This is a genomic window from Actinomycetes bacterium (assembly GCA_022599915.1).
Classification (GTDB): domain Bacteria; phylum Actinomycetota; class Actinomycetes; order S36-B12.
Genome location: JAHZLH010000060.1, coordinates 1 through 18,615 on the forward strand (window position 1 = coordinate 1; position 18,615 = coordinate 18,615).

Annotated in this window: 16 protein-coding genes and 2 tRNA genes; 10 read left to right on the forward strand and 8 right to left on the reverse strand. The window is 61.7% G+C overall.

Annotation, left to right across the window (positions count from 1 at the left end; translation table 11 throughout):
* Positions 1-11: 11 nt before the first annotated feature.
* From K0U62_09715 to K0U62_09730, 4 genes are all read left to right on the forward strand, one after another.
* Positions 12-100: transfer RNA gene (locus tag K0U62_09715), tRNA-Ser, on the forward strand.
* Between the two features lie 153 nt (positions 101-253).
* Positions 254-1,153 (forward strand): dihydrofolate reductase, encoded by a 900-nt coding sequence (locus K0U62_09720; GenBank protein ID MCH9801790.1) that lies wholly within the window; start codon positions 254-256, stop codon positions 1,151-1,153.
* Positions 1,154-1,295: 142 nt separating this feature from the next.
* On the forward strand, positions 1,296-2,585 hold the full coding sequence (locus tag K0U62_09725; protein MCH9801791.1) for a hypothetical protein: 1,290 nt from the start codon (positions 1,296-1,298) through the stop codon (positions 2,583-2,585).
* The gene (locus K0U62_09730; GenBank protein ID MCH9801792.1) at positions 2,582-5,542 is read left to right on the forward strand and encodes a glycosyltransferase; all 2,961 of its coding nucleotides are present in this window, start codon (positions 2,582-2,584) and stop codon (positions 5,540-5,542) included. The genes K0U62_09725 and K0U62_09730 overlap by 4 nt, the downstream gene beginning before the upstream one ends.
* A gap of 134 nt (positions 5,543-5,676) precedes the next feature.
* Here K0U62_09730 and K0U62_09735 read toward each other — a convergent pair.
* From K0U62_09735 to K0U62_09755, 5 genes are all read right to left on the reverse strand, one after another.
* Positions 5,677-5,763, reverse strand: a tRNA-Ser gene (locus K0U62_09735).
* 48 nt (positions 5,764-5,811) lie between these two features.
* Positions 5,812-6,252 (reverse strand): nucleoside deaminase, encoded by a 441-nt coding sequence (locus tag K0U62_09740; protein ID MCH9801793.1) that lies wholly within the window; start codon positions 6,250-6,252, stop codon positions 5,812-5,814.
* A gap of 42 nt (positions 6,253-6,294) precedes the next feature.
* On the reverse strand, positions 6,295-7,692 hold the full coding sequence (locus K0U62_09745; GenBank protein ID MCH9801794.1) for an NAD(P)(+) transhydrogenase (Re/Si-specific) subunit beta: 1,398 nt from the start codon (positions 7,690-7,692) through the stop codon (positions 6,295-6,297).
* Positions 7,689-8,051 carry an NAD(P) transhydrogenase subunit alpha gene (locus tag K0U62_09750; GenBank protein ID MCH9801795.1) on the reverse strand — a complete coding sequence of 121 codons (363 nt, stop codon included), beginning with the start codon at positions 8,049-8,051 and terminating at the stop codon, positions 7,689-7,691. Before K0U62_09750 ends, K0U62_09745 begins: the two co-directional genes overlap by 4 nt.
* Positions 8,048-9,217, reverse strand: a complete 1,170-nt coding sequence (locus tag K0U62_09755) for an NAD(P) transhydrogenase subunit alpha (GenBank protein ID MCH9801796.1) — start codon at positions 9,215-9,217, stop codon at positions 8,048-8,050. The genes K0U62_09750 and K0U62_09755 overlap by 4 nt, the downstream gene beginning before the upstream one ends.
* 234 nt (positions 9,218-9,451) lie before the next feature.
* On the opposite strand from K0U62_09755, the gene K0U62_09760 reads away from it, so the two are divergent.
* The 5 genes from K0U62_09760 (at position 9,452) to K0U62_09780 (ending at position 13,387) form a co-directional block, all read left to right on the forward strand.
* Positions 9,452-10,204 (forward strand): ROK family protein, encoded by a 753-nt coding sequence (locus K0U62_09760; protein ID MCH9801797.1) that lies wholly within the window; start codon positions 9,452-9,454, stop codon positions 10,202-10,204.
* Positions 10,116-10,610, forward strand: coding sequence for a type II toxin-antitoxin system PemK/MazF family toxin (locus K0U62_09765; protein MCH9801798.1), 495 nt, complete (start codon positions 10,116-10,118; stop codon positions 10,608-10,610). The genes K0U62_09760 and K0U62_09765 overlap by 89 nt, the downstream gene beginning before the upstream one ends.
* Positions 10,611-10,719: 109 nt before the next feature.
* Complete coding sequence (locus tag K0U62_09770; protein MCH9801799.1) at positions 10,720-11,325, forward strand: acetyltransferase; 606 nt, start codon at positions 10,720-10,722, stop codon at positions 11,323-11,325.
* A complete protein-coding gene (locus K0U62_09775) occupies positions 11,322-12,395 on the forward strand; it encodes a DegT/DnrJ/EryC1/StrS family aminotransferase (GenBank protein ID MCH9801800.1) in 1,074 nt (357 codons plus the stop codon). Before K0U62_09770 ends, K0U62_09775 begins: the two co-directional genes overlap by 4 nt.
* On the forward strand, positions 12,392-13,387 hold the full coding sequence (locus K0U62_09780; GenBank protein MCH9801801.1) for a Gfo/Idh/MocA family oxidoreductase: 996 nt from the start codon (positions 12,392-12,394) through the stop codon (positions 13,385-13,387). The genes K0U62_09775 and K0U62_09780 overlap by 4 nt, the downstream gene beginning before the upstream one ends.
* Positions 13,388-13,461: 74 nt before the next feature.
* Here the strand turns inward: K0U62_09780 and K0U62_09785 are convergent, their stop codons facing one another.
* The 3 genes from K0U62_09785 to K0U62_09795 form a co-directional block, all read right to left on the reverse strand.
* Complete coding sequence (locus K0U62_09785; GenBank protein ID MCH9801802.1) at positions 13,462-14,688, reverse strand: hypothetical protein; 1,227 nt, start codon at positions 14,686-14,688, stop codon at positions 13,462-13,464.
* Between the two features lie 150 nt (positions 14,689-14,838).
* The gene (locus K0U62_09790) at positions 14,839-16,143 is read right to left on the reverse strand and encodes a hypothetical protein (protein ID MCH9801803.1); all 1,305 of its coding nucleotides are present in this window, start codon (positions 16,141-16,143) and stop codon (positions 14,839-14,841) included.
* 99 nt (positions 16,144-16,242) lie between these two features.
* Positions 16,243-17,514: an O-antigen ligase family protein gene (locus tag K0U62_09795; GenBank protein ID MCH9801804.1), complete on the reverse strand. Its 1,272-nt coding sequence runs from the start codon at positions 17,512-17,514 to the stop codon at positions 16,243-16,245.
* A 139-nt stretch (positions 17,515-17,653) separates the two neighbouring features.
* On the opposite strand from K0U62_09795, the gene K0U62_09800 reads away from it, so the two are divergent.
* Positions 17,654-18,615: phosphoglucomutase (locus K0U62_09800; protein ID MCH9801805.1), on the forward strand; the 962-nt coding region annotated here is incomplete at its 3' end.

Below are 18,615 nucleotides of genomic sequence, written 5' to 3' on the forward strand. Positions count from 1 at the left end.
CCCTCGTGAGCGGAGGATTCGCCTAGTGGCCTATGGCGCACGCTTGGAAAGCGTGTTGGGGCAACACCCCTCGCGGGTTCGAATCCCGCATCCTCCGCCACCTCGACCGCAGGCGTCACCGCCCGCGAGCCGCCAACTTCGGGCGAAATCCCTTGCTCCTCTCTAGGCTTGCAGCACTCCGCAAGGTGTAGCTGCAAGATATTGCAGCACCGCAAGTTCAACCAGCGATGGTAACCCGAAGCGTAGGTGCGACATGACGGACAAGGTGGTGCTTCTCCCGGAGTGGCTGAACCCGCCCACCCTGACCGGGCTGTCCTACTCCAACTACGACAATGGCCAACCCCGGCCCGAGCCCGAGGTATTGGCCCAGGTCAACTACTACGTCCCGCCCTACCTGTGCGAATGGAGCGACATAGAACTGGCGCAGCAGATGCCAAATCTTGAGGTGCTGCAAACGCTGACGGCCGGAGTAGAAGGCATCCAGGAGATCCTCAGCCCCCGCGTTCGACTAGTACGAGCCGCGGGAGTCCATGACACCAGTACGGCAGAGCTGACCGTCGGTCTGATCATCGCCAGCCAGCGGGGAATCGATATCGCCGCGCGTGACCTGCCCGCGGGCGTCTGGCGACATGAACGCCGCCGCACCTTGGCGGATAGTCGGATTGCCATCGTCGGCTGGGGGCCAGTAGCCCAAGCAATCGCGGCACGCTTGGCGCCGTTCGAGGCGGAGGTCACCGCCTTCAGCCGCAGCGCCTCGGGAGGCGCAAAGAGTCTGATCGAGTTTGACCGGGACCTAGCCCACTTCGACATCGTGATCCTGGTGCTGCCCCTCACCCCGCAGACAACCGGGTTCCTGGGGCCTAAGCGCCTCGCCCAGTTGCAGGATGGCGCGCTGGTGGTCAACGTCGGCCGGGGACCTTTGGTGGATACTGCCGCACTGACCGCAGAAACCACGGCGGGTCGGTTGCGTGCCGCCCTGGACGTTACTGACCCCGAGCCGCTGCCACCGGATCACCCGTTGTGGCAGGCACCTGGTGTACTCATCACCCCTCACCTGGGTGGGAACAGCGAGGCCTTTCCACCGCGAGCACGCCGCTTCGTCGCCGAGCAGTTGCGTGGCTACGCCGCCCAGCAATCACCACCGGGACGCTGATCTTCCCGCGGACCTGCGACCAAGGGCCGAACCGGAGCGGTGCCCGCGGCTCACAAGTGCAGTCGGCGGGGTACCGCGAACTCGCGACCGAAGCCGTGTTGGTGAACCTAGCGGGGAGGGCGCGCTGTGCCATACTCGGACGGTGTCAGCAGCCCCGCCGCACATCGCCATCGTTTGCTGGGGCTTTCCACCTTTCCCAGGGACTGGCGCGTACCGCCCGCTTGCGTTGGCAAATGGCCTGGCAGCGGCCGGTGTCGATGTAAGCGTGGTCACCGCCAGCCGCGAAGCCTTCCTGCTGCACTACGGAGCCGACCTCGAAGTAGAACGACGGATAGACCCGCGGATCAGTCTGCATCGGGTCCCGTTCTTCCCGGAAACCTCCTGGCCCATGGTGAACGACTGGTCCGCTGGGCGAGCCTCAGCCTCACCCGCTCGTGTCAAAAAGTGGGAGAACGCGCGTCAGCGATTTCCGGAGGCAGACACCGGCAGTTGGCTGCCGAGAGCCACCCAGATGCTCCACGCCATCCAGCGGCAGAAGTCGCTGGACCTGGTGATCGGCTCGGGTAGCCCCTACGTGAGCCTGGAAGTAGCTGCGCAGTTCGGCCTAGCCACAGGGGTACCTATTATTCTCGATGACCGGGACTGCGCCATCCTAGATTTGCGCACGCGGGAGCAATCCGACGAGCAAGCTCGGCGGGAGAATCTCTTTCAGCAATGGCTCGCCGTTTGCGCGGAGATCTGGTTCGTGAATCCACCGATCGCGGAAATGATCGGGGGTCGGTTCACCGAGTCAGCAAACAAGATCCGAGTCGTGGAGAACGGCTGGGACACTGCGTCAGTTCAACCGGCCGAGATCGCGAACCCGTCAGCTGATCCGCTGCGGGTTGGCCACGTCGGGCCGGTCGCAGGGCAGTTCCCGCTCGAGTCGGTGCTGCTTGCCTGGAAGCAGATCACGGACACCGACCAGCAACTGGCCCCATTGCAGTTGCTGGGTTCACTTGGTAACGGAATCAATCCGACCCCCAGGAAACAACTGGAACCAGCGGCGAACGTCCAGTGGCGGCAGCAGCTTCCGCGAAACCAGCTTCCAGGCAAATACGCTCAGTTGGACGCATTGCTGCTGGGCAAGCAGGGTGGCGAACTCGTCACCGGTGCCAAACCGTACGAGTACGCGGCCACCGGACTTCCCATCGCGGCACTAGTCAGCCCGGCTAGCGACACCATGCGGGTGCTGAAGGACTACCCCCGGATCCACCCCGCCGATCCCACGGACGCCGACGCCGTCATCGCCGCGATTCGAGCGGCAATCGCCGACGGGCGCAACGATGATGGCACGCGGTTCCGTGCAGCACAGGAGTTCGGCGAGCGGCTGTCCCGTGAGCAGCTACTCGCTCCCGCTGTCGATCGAGTGATCCGGATGGCCACCGCATGATTTTGCTACTCACGGCGAAGAAGAACGTTACCGTCAACCAGAAGTTGGCGAAATGGGGACCAGTCGAGACCGTGCGCGTACCCACGGCGCCCAAACGGAGCGGCAGAACTGGGCGGCTGAACCCGGACGACAAGCCGCACTGGGCCGAGCAGAAGTTGCACCAGATCATCGATGACGCGAACTTCGATGAGGTGCAGGCAGTCGTGTGCGCCGACGTCAAAAGCCAGCCGTTCGCCCAAATCCTCAGCGAATGGCTCCCCGACACAGCAGTTCTCGCCGACCAGGAAACCGCCGCCGGGATCTTGGCAGAGCTCAACGAAAAAGGTGTCCCGGTCTCCCGGCAGGCCGTTCACGATCTTCTCGATCCGCTCCGACTAATGCGCCCGCCAACGCCACGGTTTCTCTTTGATCGCCAAGCCCGACCAAAGACGGTTGTCTCGCTAGTCCAGAACGCCGTGGTTGGTGACTCCCGAGTACAGAAAGTTGCTGACTCGCTGGCGCGTTTTGGATATCAGTCCATCCTGCTCGGCAGGGCGCCAGATGACGTGCCCGACGGAGATTGGTTTCTCGTTGGCAACGCCGTGGTCATCCGCTTGCCGGTGCGCCCGACCACTATTCGCTCGCAACGTGATGCCCCACCAGGATCCCCGCTCACTCGACTTATTGGTTATTCCGGCGAATCGGCCGATATGACAGCAGAACGCCGGTCGCAGCGGGAGCGAGACATGCTGCAGCCGGGGGAGCGAGTTCCGTTCCAGAGTCGGGTTCGCAACCGACTGGCGCGCTGGCGTCGCTCGGTATATCGGGACAATAAAGAGTCCTTTACTACCGGTGCTGAACGGAATCGGTACCACCAGCGCAAGGCCAACCGACTGCTGGGAAAGCGTTCCCATGCTGACCCGGAGAGCGCCTACCCGGTCATCGGCGATCTCGAAGAACAATTCGGACCGGCCTTGGACGTGCTTCTTCCGCACGCAATCCACGTCCACGACCCTTCACTGCTCGGAATTGCGGCGCGGGCTCGTAACCGCATGCGCAACCAAGGTCTGGCAGTACCGGTCATTTACGACGCCCACGAGTGGACTCCCGGCATGGAGCGGCCGCATGCGTACCACACGGCAGCGCTTTCAGCTCTCGAGCGCCAGATGATTGACGAAGCTGACGTCAACATCACCGTCTCCGACACCATCGCCAACATGATGGTGAAAGAGTTTCAGCTACCCACCACCCCGGTTGTCATCGAGAACGCGCCACGCGCGGGCATCGACTCACAGTTCCGAGACATCCGCTCAGACGCCGGCGTACCAGCGGACGCGCCCTTGCTGGTCTACGTCGGCATCATCTCCGAAATCCGCGGGTTGTCCGACGCGGTTGCGGCACTGAAGTACTTGCCAACCGCGCATCTGGTCACCGTCAGCCCCAAGGGACGCCAGTTGCGCAACGTGCAACAGCAAGCGGCGGCCGATGGGGTTGCCCATCGATTCCATCAGGTCGACTACGTTCCGGCAGACAAGGTTCCGTCGTACCTGCGCACTGCGGATATCGGATTGGCACCGCATCGCCCCTCGGGAAATCACGGTCTGGCGCTGCCCACCAAGTTCCGGGAGTACCTCCTAGCTGGCCTGCCGATCGTGGCGACCGATCTCGGAGTGGTTGGCGAGTTCATCCGCGACGCCAGGATCGGCGAAACAAGCAAGCCTGCTGACCCAGCAGACTTCGCCGCGGCATTGAGCAAGGTGATCGAGAATCCGGACAAGTATCGGTCTCAAATCACTACCGAACTGACAGACCCGCAGACCTGGGAGGCGCAGGAGCAACGACTCGCCGCGATCTATACCGATGCGATCGGGGCACCTGGCGACGCAGCCACACCCTCGCCGCAACTCCTCATCGGGCCAAAGAACAGCGCCGGACAGGCGTACGCCTGGGCTCGTTCCCTTCGAACCGCCGGAGTTGACGCGGTGTCAGTCGAGATCGGCAGCAGCGACCGGTTCTTCGCCTACCCGGCAGACCTGACCATCCCGGAACAATCACTCAACTCGCTAGATCGCCGCACCAGCGGTCTGCTCAATCTCGTGACGAAGACGCAAGCGATCATCCTCGAGTCGGGCGCACCCCTGGCTGCCGCCGACCCCGCTCGCATTCCCTCGCGGCGATCGGGTTTTCGGCAAGCGCGCATCCTGCGGGACGCCGGGTATCGCGTCGGTCTCATATTCCATGGGTCAGATATTCGCCGCCCGGACATCCACATCAGGACCCACCACGACTCACCCTTCACCAATCCTGCCGCCGCAGACCTCACCGAAACCCTGCGAGACAGCACCCGGATCGTCCACGAAGAACTGGCGAACTGGGAAGGGCCGGTGATGGTCAGCACCCCGGATCTGTTGGGCACGACTGCTGGCGCGCAGTGGGTGCCGGTAGTGGTGAATCTCGCGGACTTTCCGTTCCCATCCGACCACGCCAACGAAGAGAGCAATCTGCCACCCCTGGTGGTTCACCTGCCCTCCTCCTCTTTGCTCAAGGGAACGCATCTCATTGACCCAGTCCTGCGCCGCCTGGCTGGTGAGGGAGTCATCCGGTACGCGCGCTACGAACATCTTCCCCATGAGGAAGTGCCAGCGATCATGAGTCAGGCGGATATCTTTGTTGATCAACTCGGCATGGGAATTCTTGGCGTCGCCGGTATCGAAGCGATGGCCGCCGGAGCAGCATTGGTCACAGATCCTGGCCCGGAGGCGCTCGCAGCCTACGGTGAGGAGGTGCCGCTGATCGCGATTGACGCCGCGACCTTGGAAGACTCGATACGCGAGTTAGTCGCCGATCACGAGCTCCGTCGCGAACTCACGATCGCCGGTAGAGCATTCGCGGAACGGCACCACGACGGCCGAAGATCCGCAGCGGCTATCGCAACAGCCATGGATCTGGAACTCCCGGCCGGAACAAACGATCAATAGCCCGGAAACCGTTGGGTTGATCTACCGCGGCGAGGGCTGCTCGGTCGGGGCTGAATCACGAGGACGGCAACTCGCCATTCGACGTCCGACAAGGAACCGGTCCGCCAGGCAAAAACCTGACGGACCGGTCAACGCGGTGGCGGTGGGATTTGAACCCACGGAGGCTTTGACACCTCACACGATTTCGAATCGTGCTCCTTTGGCCGCTCGGACACGCCACCGCCCACGAGGATACCGGGCGTGGCCTACGCCGATGCAGCCGGAGGCCGCTATTCGTCCCCTCGCATCCGTTGCTGCGCAAAGAAGTTCGAGACCAATTCGCCGCAGTCCGCCGCCAGTACTCCAGAAATGACTTCCGGGCGATGCGGCATTCGTGGATCTCGCGGGATGTCCAGTAACGAACCGCAGGCACCGTAGTCGGGGTTGTAGGCCCCGAAGACGATCCGATCAACTCGGCTACTGACCGCGGCACCGGCACACATGGGGCAGGGCTCCAACGTGGCGACGAGCGAACAACCGTCCAGCCGCCAGCTACCCCGCGACTCACCGGCAGCTCGCAGCGCGCGAATCTCCGCATGTGCGGTCGGGTCGGTGTCGCCTGCCCGCTCATTCACGCCAGAACCGATAACCGTCCCATCAGGATCCACAACTAGCGCCGCAACCGGCACATCCTGGAAAGGCCCCACGAGCAACTTCAGCGCCTGCCGCATGGTCGCTTCGTCGGCGTCAGAGAACTTCACCGAAGCGTCAATTCAGACTTCTTTGACAGCGGTGACGACCTTGGTGAGCGAATCCTTTGCGTCACCAAACAGCAGTGTGGTCTTGGGTTCAAAGAGCAGTTCGTTTTCAATACCGGCAAACCCGGGGCGCATTGAGCGTTTCAAGAAGACCACCTGGCGCGCGGAGTTCACGTCCAGAATGGGCATCCCGTAGATCGGTGCAGTCGGGTCGGTCTTGGCGGCTGGATTGACCACGTCGTTCGCGCCAACCACTAGCGCGACGTCAGCATCCGGGAATTCCGGATTGATTTCATCCATCTCTTTCAGCTGCTCGTACGGCACATTCGCCTCGGCCAACAGCACGTTCATGTGCCCGGGCATTCGACCCGCCACCGGGTGGATCGCGTAGTCCACGTCGATGCCCTTCTCCGTCAACAAGTCCGCCAACTCTCGCAGCGTGCTTTGCGCCTGGGCCACTGCCAATCCGTAGCCCGGCACCAGGATGACCTTGTTGGCATAGCCGAGCATGATGGCCACATCGTTGGGAGTACCCGAACGGACCGGTCGATCGGACCCCCCGCCTCCGGCCGAACTGGCCGATGCGCTGAAGGCACCAAACAGCGTGTTCGTCAGCGGCCGCCCCATGGCCTCGGCCATCAGTCGGGTAAGCAGGGTTCCGGACGCGCCTACCAAAGTGCCTGCCACGATGAGCAGTACGTTGCCCAACACATAGCCACCCGCCGCAACTGAGAGACCGGTGAAGGCATTCAGCAGCGAGATAACAATCGGGACATCCGCTCCGCCGACTGGCAGTACGAACAGCACACCGAAGACCAACGACAGCACCAGCAGGGAAATCAGCAGCCAGGTCTGCGGGTCAACGACTAGCCAGATCCCACCCACGATTCCGGCAGCAGCCACCAACATGGTGATGTACTTGCCGCCGGGCAGCACCAGCGGTCGGGTAGTGATCAACTCCTGCAGTTTCAGGAAAGTGACAATCGATCCGCTGAATGAGACTGAACCAACGATCACGGTGAACACGGTTGCGGCAAGTGCCGCCTTGTTCTCGGTCGCGGACTCCAGGTACTCGATGACGCTCACCAATGCGGCCGCGCCGCCACCGACACCATTGAACAGCGCCACCATCTGCGGCATCTGCGTCATTTCCACTCGCCGAGCAGCGACCAAACCGATGAGACTGCCAACCAGAATCGCGCCCAGAATGAGCACCAGGTTGCGCACCGGAATATCCCCCGGCCAGCCCTCGCGGTTGAAGAACACCACCACGGTGGCGATCAGGGCACCGAGCGCGCCAAGCATGACACCGCGTCGTGCTGTACGCGGGTGCGATAGCCCCTTGAGGGTCAAAATGAAGAGAACGGCTGCTACCAAGTTGGCCAAATGAACCCACAGCGGCGTCGCGGTCATGAGTCGGACCCCCCGTCGGTGCCGTCGGCCGCTTTACCTTTGAACATCTCCAACATGCGGTCAGTGACAACGAAGCCACCAACCAGATTGATTGCGCTGAGCACGATGGCGGCAGTACCCAGAACCAGTGGCAGCGTCTCTTCTGCCGTGGCGGTAACCAGGATCGCGCCGACCAAGATGATGCCGTGAATGGCATTGGCCCCGGACATCAACGGGGTATGCAGAATCGCCGAGACTTTCGCGATGACTTCGAAGCCGAGGAAAACGCTGAGTACGAAGATGGTGAGCAGCGCCAATTGGCTGTAGGCCTCGGAATCAGCCGACCCTTCGGCCACCACGCTCAGCACTGTCTGAATCATGCTGCTCCCTCGGAGTCTGGTTCCGCGAGGGCGGGCAATCCCAGGGCCTCACGTGCGATCGGCTGACGTACCTCACCGTTCAGCACCACCGCTGCACCAGCCACGATCTCATCATCAACGTCCAAATGGATCTGCCCGTCATCGGTGATCAGAGTCGTGACGGCGGCCACGTTCATGGCGTACAACTGCGAAGCGTGTACCGGCATGGAACTCCCCACGTCCTGAGCTCCCCAGATCCGTACGCCGCCCTGGTCGACAACCTCACCGGGACGTGAACCAGCGACGTTTCCACCACTTTCACTGGCGAGATCAACGACGACGGCGCCGGGTCGCATGCCGGCGATCATCTCTTCGGTGACCAGCAGCGGTGCTTGTCGACCGGGAACGGCTGCAGTCGTGATGACTGCGTCGGACTCGGCGAGGTAGGGGGCGAGCAACTGTTGCTGCCGGGCCGCTCGATCCTCGCTCATTTCGCGGGCGTAGCCACCGGATCCTTCAATTACGTCGAGGTCGAGGGTGATGAACGTGCCACCCATCGACTTCACTTCATCAGCACTAGCCGGGCGGACGTCGTAGGCAGAAACCTTGGCACCCAGCCGTTTCGCCGTCGCGATGGCCTGCAGCCCCGCCACACCCGCACCGAGTACCAACACTTTCGCCGGGGGGATGGTGCCGGCAGCGGTCATGAACAGCGGGAAGAACTTGGGTAGCAACTCTGCTGCCACCAGCGAGGCGCGATAGCCGGTCACGAGCGCCTGCGAGGTCAGCGCATCCATTGACTGGGCTCGCGAGATCCGGGGGATCAGATCGAAAGACAGCGCGGACGCTTGTCGCTCGCTGATGGTGCGAATCAAATCCAGGTCAGACCCGGGCTGCAAAAACGACAACACCACCGCGCCGGACTTGACCTGACTGGCCAGTTCCTTGGGCAACGGTCGCACGCTCGCGGTGAGATCTGCCGCCGCGACGCCAGCGGCACCATCACCCGCCGCGACCACATCGGCACCTGCGGCGCGGTAGGCATCGTCACTAGCGAAAGCGGCCTCTCCTGCCCCAGATTCGATTGCAACTTCAAGCTGCAATTTCGTGAGTCGTCCAACGACATCGGGCAACATCGCGACACGGCGCTCACCTTGCCGGGTTTCGGCAGGCACGAAAACGCGCACGGCCCCTCCCCTCGATCTGTACCCCGCTCAAGGCTAGTTGGAGCAAACGACTCGGCTGCCACCGGGTCCGAATCCATGAGGAATTGCCGACGCTCGTTCGGGCCAGTAGCGTACCCCGGCGTTCGACTGGCACAGCACTGGCACCACAAGAGATTCGAGCTCAGTGGGGCGAAAAGCCGGCCTCGGGTCAAGCAAGCGCATGCAACAACTGATCCAGATCGGCAGGATAGAGCCGTGACGAAGACCCTGGCGATTGACTGCGGTGGCACCGGCATCAAGGGATCCGTGCTCGACACCGCAGGTCAGATGCTGGCTGACAAGGTGCGAGTGCGAACTCCCTACCCGCTACCGCCGGAGCGGTTCGTTGGCATCATCAGCAAGTTGGCCGCGCGACTCCCTACCGCAGATCGCGCCACGGTGGGCATGCCGGGCATGATTCGCCACGGGAAAGTAGTTTCGACTCCTCACTACATCACCGTCCGCGGGCCGCACAGTGAAATCCTCCCGGAGCAAGAAGCCGCGTGGCGCGGGTTTGACGTTCGCACTGAACTAGCTACGGCACTGGGAATGCCCACTGTCGTGCTCAATGATGCTGAGGTCGCCGCAGCGGGGGCAATCACCGGCCACGGGTTCGAGGTGCTGTTCACCCTGGGCACTGGACTGGGCTGTGCAATCTTCGATAACGGCAGGCTGCTGCCCCACATCGAGGTTTCCCGCTCACCAGTTCGCCGTGCCCGGATATACGACACCTACATCGGAGACGCCTCCAGACGCCGCCTGGGGAACTCGGCCTGGTCAAAGCGGGTGCGGGATGTGCTGATCGGCCTGCAACCGATGTTCGAGTGGGACCGGTTGTATTTGGGGGGCGGCAACAGCATCAAGTTGTCACAGACCGACCTTGAGCAGGTCGGGGGCTCGATCTTGGTGGTGCCCAACGCCGCAGGAATCATCGGTGGCGTCAAGGTCTGGGATTTGGACGTGGACTAGTGCAGTGACTATTTCCACCTACCGCGGTCGCTTCAGGTGGGACTACGCCCCAAACCCTGATTCCGAGCCGGACCCTGGCGAAATCGTCTGGGCTTGGGTCCCCTACCAAGAGGACCCAGGACGCGGAAAGGATCGACCGCTGCTGGTGATCGGCCGACCGAAGCAAGGGGCTGGCCTGGTGGCATTGATGCTGTCCAGTCGTGACCGTCGTGGCGAGCAAGGCTGGGTCCTGCTCGGGGCTGGCGACTGGGACATTGCGGGCCGCGACTCCTGGGTGAAGGTTGATCGGCTGCTGCTCATCGGTGACGATGAGATCCGTCGGGAAGGTGGCGTACTCAGCAGGGCCCGCTTTCTGGAAGTCGCCGAAAAAGCAGCTCGAGAGCGAGCAGGTGAGAACATCGACTGAACATCTGCCAAGGACGTACCGCCTCGTGAAACCAAGCGGCTAGGAACAACAACTCGATCCCCGTTGACGGTGACGAAGTGCAGTATCCGTTGCCGGGCATAATGAGCACATGGCCGACCAAGTCGTTGACAGTGCCGACGTAGCCGACTCTGCGGTTCTTGGCGAAGACACCCGCGTGTGGCATCTGGCGCAGGTGCGCGAGAACGCCGTGCTGGGTAAGAAATGCATCGTTGGTCGCGGTGCCTATGTCGGCTCAGGCGTGTCGATCGGCGACAACTGCAAAATCCAGAACTACGCACTGGTCTATGAACCGGCCCAACTCGGCCACGGTGTCTTCGTCGGCCCCGCTGCAGTTTTCACCAACGACCACAACCCTCGGGCGGTCAACCCGGATGGTTCCGCCAAGTCGGCTGCAGATTGGAAACCGGTGGGCGTTCAGGTCGGTGACGGTGCATCGATTGGAGCGCGAGCGGTGTGCGTTGCGCCTGTGACGATCGGTAGCTGGGCGCTGATCGCCGCTGGATCAGTCGTAACCAAGGACGTACCGGACTTCGCGTTGATGGCCGGCGTCCCGGCGCGACAACTCGGCTGGGTCGGACATACGGGTCATCGGCTCACGGCAGCCGGTGCGGGTCGCTGGGAGTGCCCCGAGACCCACAGGACGTATCGTGAGACTACGGAGGGACTAGTTCCCGAGATAGAGGAGAGTTCGTGATTCCTGCTGCCCGCCCGCTGATTGGCGACGACGAGCGCGCTGCCGTGGACGCAGTCCTTCGTTCCGGCATGATCGCCCAAGGACCCCAGGTTGCCGCCTTCGAGGAGGAGTTCGCCGAAGTTGTGGCGGGCCGGGAGTGCATTGCGGTGAACTCCGGGACCAGCGCTTTGCATCTGGCGCTACTAGCCATGGGCATAGGTCCCGGCGACGAGGTCATCGTTCCGAGTTTTACTTTCGCAGCCACCGGCAACGCCGTAGCGATCACCGGCGCAACGCCGGTATTCGTCGACATTGAGCCGGACTACTTCACTATTGACCCCGGCCAGATCGAACAGGCCATCACTGATCGAACCCGGGCCATCATCCCGGTGCACCTGTACGGCCATCCCGCCGAGATGCGCCAGATCATGGCTATCGCTGACGATGCGGGACTGCAGGTCCTCGAAGATGCGGCGCAAGCCCATTTATCGGCTCTTGATGGCCGCCCGGTCGGAGCCTGGGGAAACGCGGCCGCGTTCTCCTTCTACCCGACTAAGAACATGACTGCCGGTGAGGGCGGCATGATCGTCACCAACGATCCAGAACTCGCCCGTACCGCCCGGTTGCTGCGCAACCAGGGCATGGAAAAGCGCTACCACAACGAGATCGCTGGGCTGAATAACCGCATGACGGATATCCACGCGGCTATTGGGCGAGTGCAACTGGGCAAGTTGGCGGGTTGGACCGAACAGCGACAGCAGAACGCCAAGTTTCTGGATGCTCACCTGCAGGGGGTGACCGTGCCACCGGTCGCAGCGGACGCCGCTCACGTGTATCACCAGTACACGATCCGAGTGGCCGGTGACCGAGACACATTCGCCGAACGACTTGCCGCTGCTGGTGTGGGATCGGGGGTCTACTACCCGGTCCCGATCCATACCCTGCCAACCTTTGGGCTAGACACCGATCTACCTCACACGGCCACAGCTGCGGAACAGGTGATTTCGCTCCCGGTCCATCCGTCGCTCAGCCAAGATGATCTTGAGACTATTGTTGCGGCTGTGAACTCAGTCGCCGAGGAGATGGCGTGACAAACTTGCGGGCAGGCCTCATCGGCTTGGGAATGATGGGACGTAATCACGCTCGAGTGTTGCGCGAGCTCGACGGCGTCGATCTCATCGGCGTTGCCGACCCAGTGGGCGACACTCACGGTGTTGCAGGTGATCTACCCGTAGACGGATCGGTTGCCGAACTGATCGATCGTGGGATGGACTACTGCGTCGTTGCGGTCCCTACCGCCTATCACTTCGATATCGCCATGGAACTAGCTGCGGCGGGGGTCCACGCCTTCATCGAAAAGCCCCTCGCGGCTAACTCTGCTGAGGCAACGAAACTCGTCGATACTTTTGCCGCCGCCGGTCTTGTCGGTGGTGTGGGTCATATCGAGCGATACAACCCGGCGCTGCAACAAGCCCGACGCCGTCTCGCCGATGGAGAACTTGGTGAGATCTACCAGATCGCCACTCGTCGGGTAGGCCCCTTCCCGGCGCGAATTGCCGATGTGGGCGTCGTAAAAGACCTAGGAACCCACGACATCGATCTCACCACCTGGGTGACCCAACAGCCATTCGCTGCGGTCTCGGCCCGCACCGCTCATCGTTCCGGAAGACCCCATGAGGATCTGGTATCGATAACAGGGCAACTGCGAGATGGCACCGTGACCAGCCATCTCGTCAACTGGCTGTCACCGCTGAAGGAGCGACTGACTGTGATCACTGGTGACAAGGGAGCCTTTGTCGCCGACACTCTCACCGCTGACCTCACCTACTACGCCAATGGATCAGTACCCAGCGAGTGGTCTCGGCTGGCCGGCTTTCGGGGTGTCAGCGAGGGCGACATGATTCGGTACGCCTTCTCCAAGCCAGAGCCGCTTATGACGGAACACGACCAGTTCCTGCGAGCGGTACGTGGCGAGGCGGCCACGGTGGTTAGCCTCGCCGAGGGAGCCCATACGCTGGCCGTTGCTGAAGCGGCACTGGAGTCAGCAGACCGCGGAACCACAGTCAGCGTTTCCGAGCAGTAGGGCCCGCCACCAGCCAGGGATCGGCTAGCGGCGACCTCCTGATCGGGGCACCACCCAGGATTTCCAGTTCCTGGCTAGGCAATCCGCTTCGGCAGCGTCTTGATCGTGGTCTTCTTGTTCGTCTGGCACGTACCGCCGTTGACCGGGCAAGCTTCCTTGCCCTTGGTCTTGATCTTGGTTTTGCCGCTGGTGGTGAAGGCGATCTGGAACTTCCCATCACTGCCCTTGAAGTTGCAGCGGACTAGCTTGCCCTTGGTGTCGCAACCCTGGTACTTGGTGCCGACGATCCACCCGTAGAGAGTCTGCCACGCTGTTGTCGCGGGATCCCCCGTGCGCAACTGCACTCCTGGGAAGTTCAGGTCCTGATTCCCCACGGTCCAGTGGTACCAGTAGGAGCGCTTGAGCCCGAGCCGGATGGTGTCAAGGAAGTTGCGTGCCAAGTAGGTCGCGGCCTTCTTGCCGCGCACCTTCCCGGCCGGATTCGGATCAACCACCGAGGTCCAGAAGTTTGCCTCGGTATCCCAGATCTTCTTCTTCTTCGGCATGCCGGCGTTCTTTGCGGTCTGCTTGAACTGCTGGATCTGTTTCACGCGCGCATCCGGGCCACCCTTGTCCAGTGGATAGAAGTGACCTGCGACGAACTTCACCGGCCAGTTGAGCTTGTTGAGTTCCCGAAGGTAGTCAGAGCCATATTGCCGATATGCGGAGGTGTGCGTTTGCACACTTGCCGAAACAACCTTGGCTTTCGAATCATTCTGCTTGACCACTTTGTGCAGGATTTTGGTCATCTTCGCGGCCTGTTTTGGACTGCCCTGGAAGAACTGCGGGCTAGTGATCTCATTCCACGTTTGGTAGTACCGGATCTTCCCCTTATAGCGCTTCACAACCTTGGTCATGAACTTCTCATAAAACTTCATCTTCTTCGGGGGAGCGGTCGACTTGAAGCCGCGAACTTCCTTGTTCGGTTGCTTCACCGCGCCACCAGCCCACTCCGGGGTGCCGCAGGGAACATACATCAGGTCGCCGTAGCCCCAAGAGTCCCGATCCCGGCTGACGACGTTGTCGAACTCGTCCCAGACAAAGGTGCCCTTTTGTGGCTGTACGTCTCGCCACAGCGGCGTGCAGTTCAACCGGAGCGAGCTACCTGGCACACCCGGCTGGCTACTGAAGGCGTGTAAGGAAAAGACCTCCGGCTTGACCTTCCCTCCGGCTCGGGCGTCCGGCGTCGTCGCGACACTGGCAGCCAAGAAAATAGCCAACACCGCGGCCAATCCGATTTGAACTCTCGCGCGAATACTCATCCCAACCTCCAAGGGATCTCGACTCTAGCCGCTTTTCCCAAGTATGCATATCTCCGCTTTGGGATCCGCCCAAAAAGCGGTCTGCACCTACCTGGTGCAAACAACCCGTGCTAGCACGGCCTGCGTGCACCACGGCAGTCTAAGGAGCCGTCAGCCATCCCCTGGGACGATGCGAACCGGCGTGTCGTTCACTTTTACTGAAACAGCGCCCTGGGTGCAGTCGCCGCCGTAGACCGGGCAGATTTCCGCTGGCCCGTCTAAAGTGACCTCGACATTTCCGGAAGTGGAATAGGCGATTCGGAAGTCTCCATCCTTGGCGAAACTACAGTCCACCAAGCGATCAGCCACCTCACAGCCGCGGAACTCCGCTCCGATCACCCAGTTCGCAAGGGTCGTCATCGCCTGAGTAGCGGGGTCCCCGGGGCGCATCTGGATGCCAGGGAAACCGTAATACTCTGCCGTCCACAGATACCAGTACGTCCTTCGAATCCCGGTGCGCCAGCCATCGAGGAATGAAACAGCTGTCCAGGCTGCGGCACGTTGACCGGAGATTCGCCCATCCGGCTCACCGCCGGGTTGGCTCACCTCGTAGTTGACCTCGGTGTCCCAGATCGGCAGGTCTGCGGGAGCCCCGAGACCATCAACCACCTGCTGGACCCACTTGATCCGCTCCACTCGAGTTTCCGGGGTGCCACCCGCCGGTGGATACAGGTGCACGGAGAATCCGTCGATGGGCCAATCAAGTTTGGCCAGTTCTGCGAAGTAGCCTTCTAAATAGTCGCGGTAAGGCTGGGTATGAGTTTGCATCCCACCGGTGAGCACGTAGGCCTCGGGGTCCTGTTTCTCGACTACCTGATAGAGGATCTGGGTCATCTTGGCCAACTGCTTCGGACTTCCGGTGAAGAACTGCGGTGAAGCTGGCTCATTCCAGACGCTGTAGCCCGAGATTCGACCCTGATAGCGCTTCACAACGGCTTCCAGATACGTGCGCCAGTCCTTCAAGCTCTTCGGCGGCGCAGCGCCCCCCGGACTTACTACGGAGCGATCTTCGCCTTCGATGGGTTTGCCCGCCCACTGGGGCGTAATGCAGAAGGCGGAAAGGATGTCGGTGAATCCCCATTGCTCAGCACGACTGATGAACTCATCAGTCTGACCCCAGGAGTACTTGCCAGGTTCCGGGTTATCCGTGGCCCACTTGGGGACGCAGGTACTCACATACGACTTGTTAGGAATCGTAGGCTGCGTCGTACCCGAGAAAACCCCTAGATCGTTCGCCGACACTACAAAGGGAGCATTTGGCGCTCGCCCTACTCGGATCCCGTCTTCGGCTGGGGCGGTCGCGGCATTGACCGGCTCGGCTTGCTCCGCTTGGGTGTCCGAAGAACACGAAGACAGGAGCAGTACGACAGCGAGTCCACCTAAGGCAACGACGAGACGCAAACTTTTGCCAGACACTTTTGTCCTTTTTGTTGAGATCGTCCGTAGCGTACCCGAGCATTTGGGCCGGATTTGCTCGGCCCCGTTGCGATTGGGTTACTACTTAGATCGGACAACTCACGCTGTCGCGCGTCGCTGCCAGCCCAGACCCAGAACGGTTACAAGGACCAGTACCGGCAGGTATGTGGCCGATACGTCGGCTACACCGAATGTGACTTCAGGGCCGGAATACAACAACAGCAGTGCGACCGCTGAGATCGTCCAGCCGAAATCTGCCAGGCGAACCTTCCCAGCGATTCTGATCATGATGAAGAAGGCCAGCAGGCAAATGGCTACACCCACAAGGCCCAGCAGCCCAAGTGAGGCCAGGAACTGATTGTGGGCGTGGGCTGGCTCCCACAGCACTACCTCCCCAGCGGTAGCCGTCCAACTGTCCCAGAACTCCGGACTGAGCAGGTACGGCCCCCTACCGAGGAGCCAGTTGTCTGCCAAGGACTCTTGAACGACCTGCCATGCGTACCACCTGCCATGCAAACCGAAGTCTCGCCAGGGCAGGACCACGACCGCGAGCGCAACTAGGCTCAACACCACGCCGGGGACCCACGTCCATCTCTTAAAGATCCACGTGAGAACCAGAATTCCCGCTGCCACCCCGGTAGCGATCCACGCGGTCCGGCTTTGCGCCCACAACAGCGCAGTCAAAGATGCGATTGGCCCGACCAGCCACAGCAGAACTCGGGCACCGGACCGAACCGTGGAACTCAGTAACCAGAGCAACTGCAGCAGCAGCGTCATCCCAGCGGTAAGGCCCATGCTGTTCGGGTGACCAGCGATCCCGGCGAGTTGCAGCACACCCAGCCACTCCCGCTGGTTTCGATCGTAGAGCCCTCGAACATCGGCGCCCTGCAAGTCAGCGAAACCAAAACCCATCGACAGCCAAACCATGACGCCCAGCAGTACGACTATCGAGGTCCGGGTCGGCAGTGGCCGTAGCGAGTAACCGGCCAGTACTCCCGCGGCGGCCGCAACACCCATTGCGGCTGGCACGGCTGTGGTCTCGTCATAGCCATGGACAATGCCCGCCAAGGTGGGCAGTGCCACTAGCAGGCCCACCGTGATCGCGCTAAACCAAATCCAGACTGAGCGCACCAGGAAGAGCGCGCAGATGATTGAAAAGAGCGCAGCCACTGCGACGACTGCTGCACTTGCGGATTCGATCCGGATGGAGCCGCCGGCGGCCCAACCGGTCATCTGCCGCAAGCAGACAACAGCAGCGAGGGCCGGACCAATGGCCACTCCTACCGACAGCGCCACTGAGCCGACGGATGGCTGACTGGGCTCCTTCTCGGCGGATCGTCGCCCGCCAGCCTTAGTCACTTGCGTCGGCATCGGCACCCTCTCTCAATAGAACGGTACCCGCCAAATGAATATCCGGAGGCGCCAACCCACGTTGCCAGGGCACCGAGTCGCCCTCGACTCGCAACCCGGGATTCTGCCAGACAGCATGGGTCTAGACCAAGGAGAACCGATGAGCACTGACGACCGAGCGGGAACTCCGGCGCAACTAGACGATCTAGTGGATCTGCCGGCCCTCATCACTGCCTACTACTCCCGTCACCCAGATATTTCCGATCCTGATCAGCAGGTAGCTTTCGGTACTTCTGGGCATCGTGGTTCGGCCTTCGACGGGGCGTTCAACGATGACCACATTGCCGCCACCTCGCAAGCCATCTGCGACTACCGCGCCTCACAGGGAATCGCAGGACCGCTATTCCTCGGCCGCGACACCCACGGGCTCAGCGAACCGGCATGGACTACCGCCGTGGAGGTTTTTGCGGGAAATGAGATCCCAGTACTCATCGATTCGCGCGACTCCTACACCCCAACACCGGGAATTTCTCACGCCATCTTGCGCTTCAACTCCGGCAAAACCGAGGCTGATCCGGGACGAGGCGATGGCGTAGTTGTCACCCCATCGCACAACCCACCCCGCGACGGCGGCTTCAAATACAACCCACCGGATGGTGGCCCCGCGGGGACTGAGATCACGACTTGGATTCAAGACCGAGCCAACGATTACCTGGGCAAGAACCTCGCCGGAGTCGCTCGCGTTTCTCTCAGCACGGCTTTGGCCTCCGACCATGTGAACCGGTATGACTTCCTCGACCACTACGTCTCCGATCTACCCCACGTGGTCGACCTGGCGGCTATTCGATCTGCTGATGTCCGCATTGGCGCAGATCCATTGGGCGGCGCAGCAGTTGAGTATTGGGGCGCCATAGCCGAAGCCCACAACCTGAATCTGACTGTGGTGAATCCAGTCGTAGACGCCACCTGGCGCTTCATGACCTTGGATTGGGACGAAAAGATCCGCATGGACTGCTCCAGTCGCAACGCCATGGCTTCACTGATCCAACAAGCCGATCAGTACGACATCGCCACTGGCAACGATGCAGATTCCGATCGACACGGCATTGTCACTCCAGACGG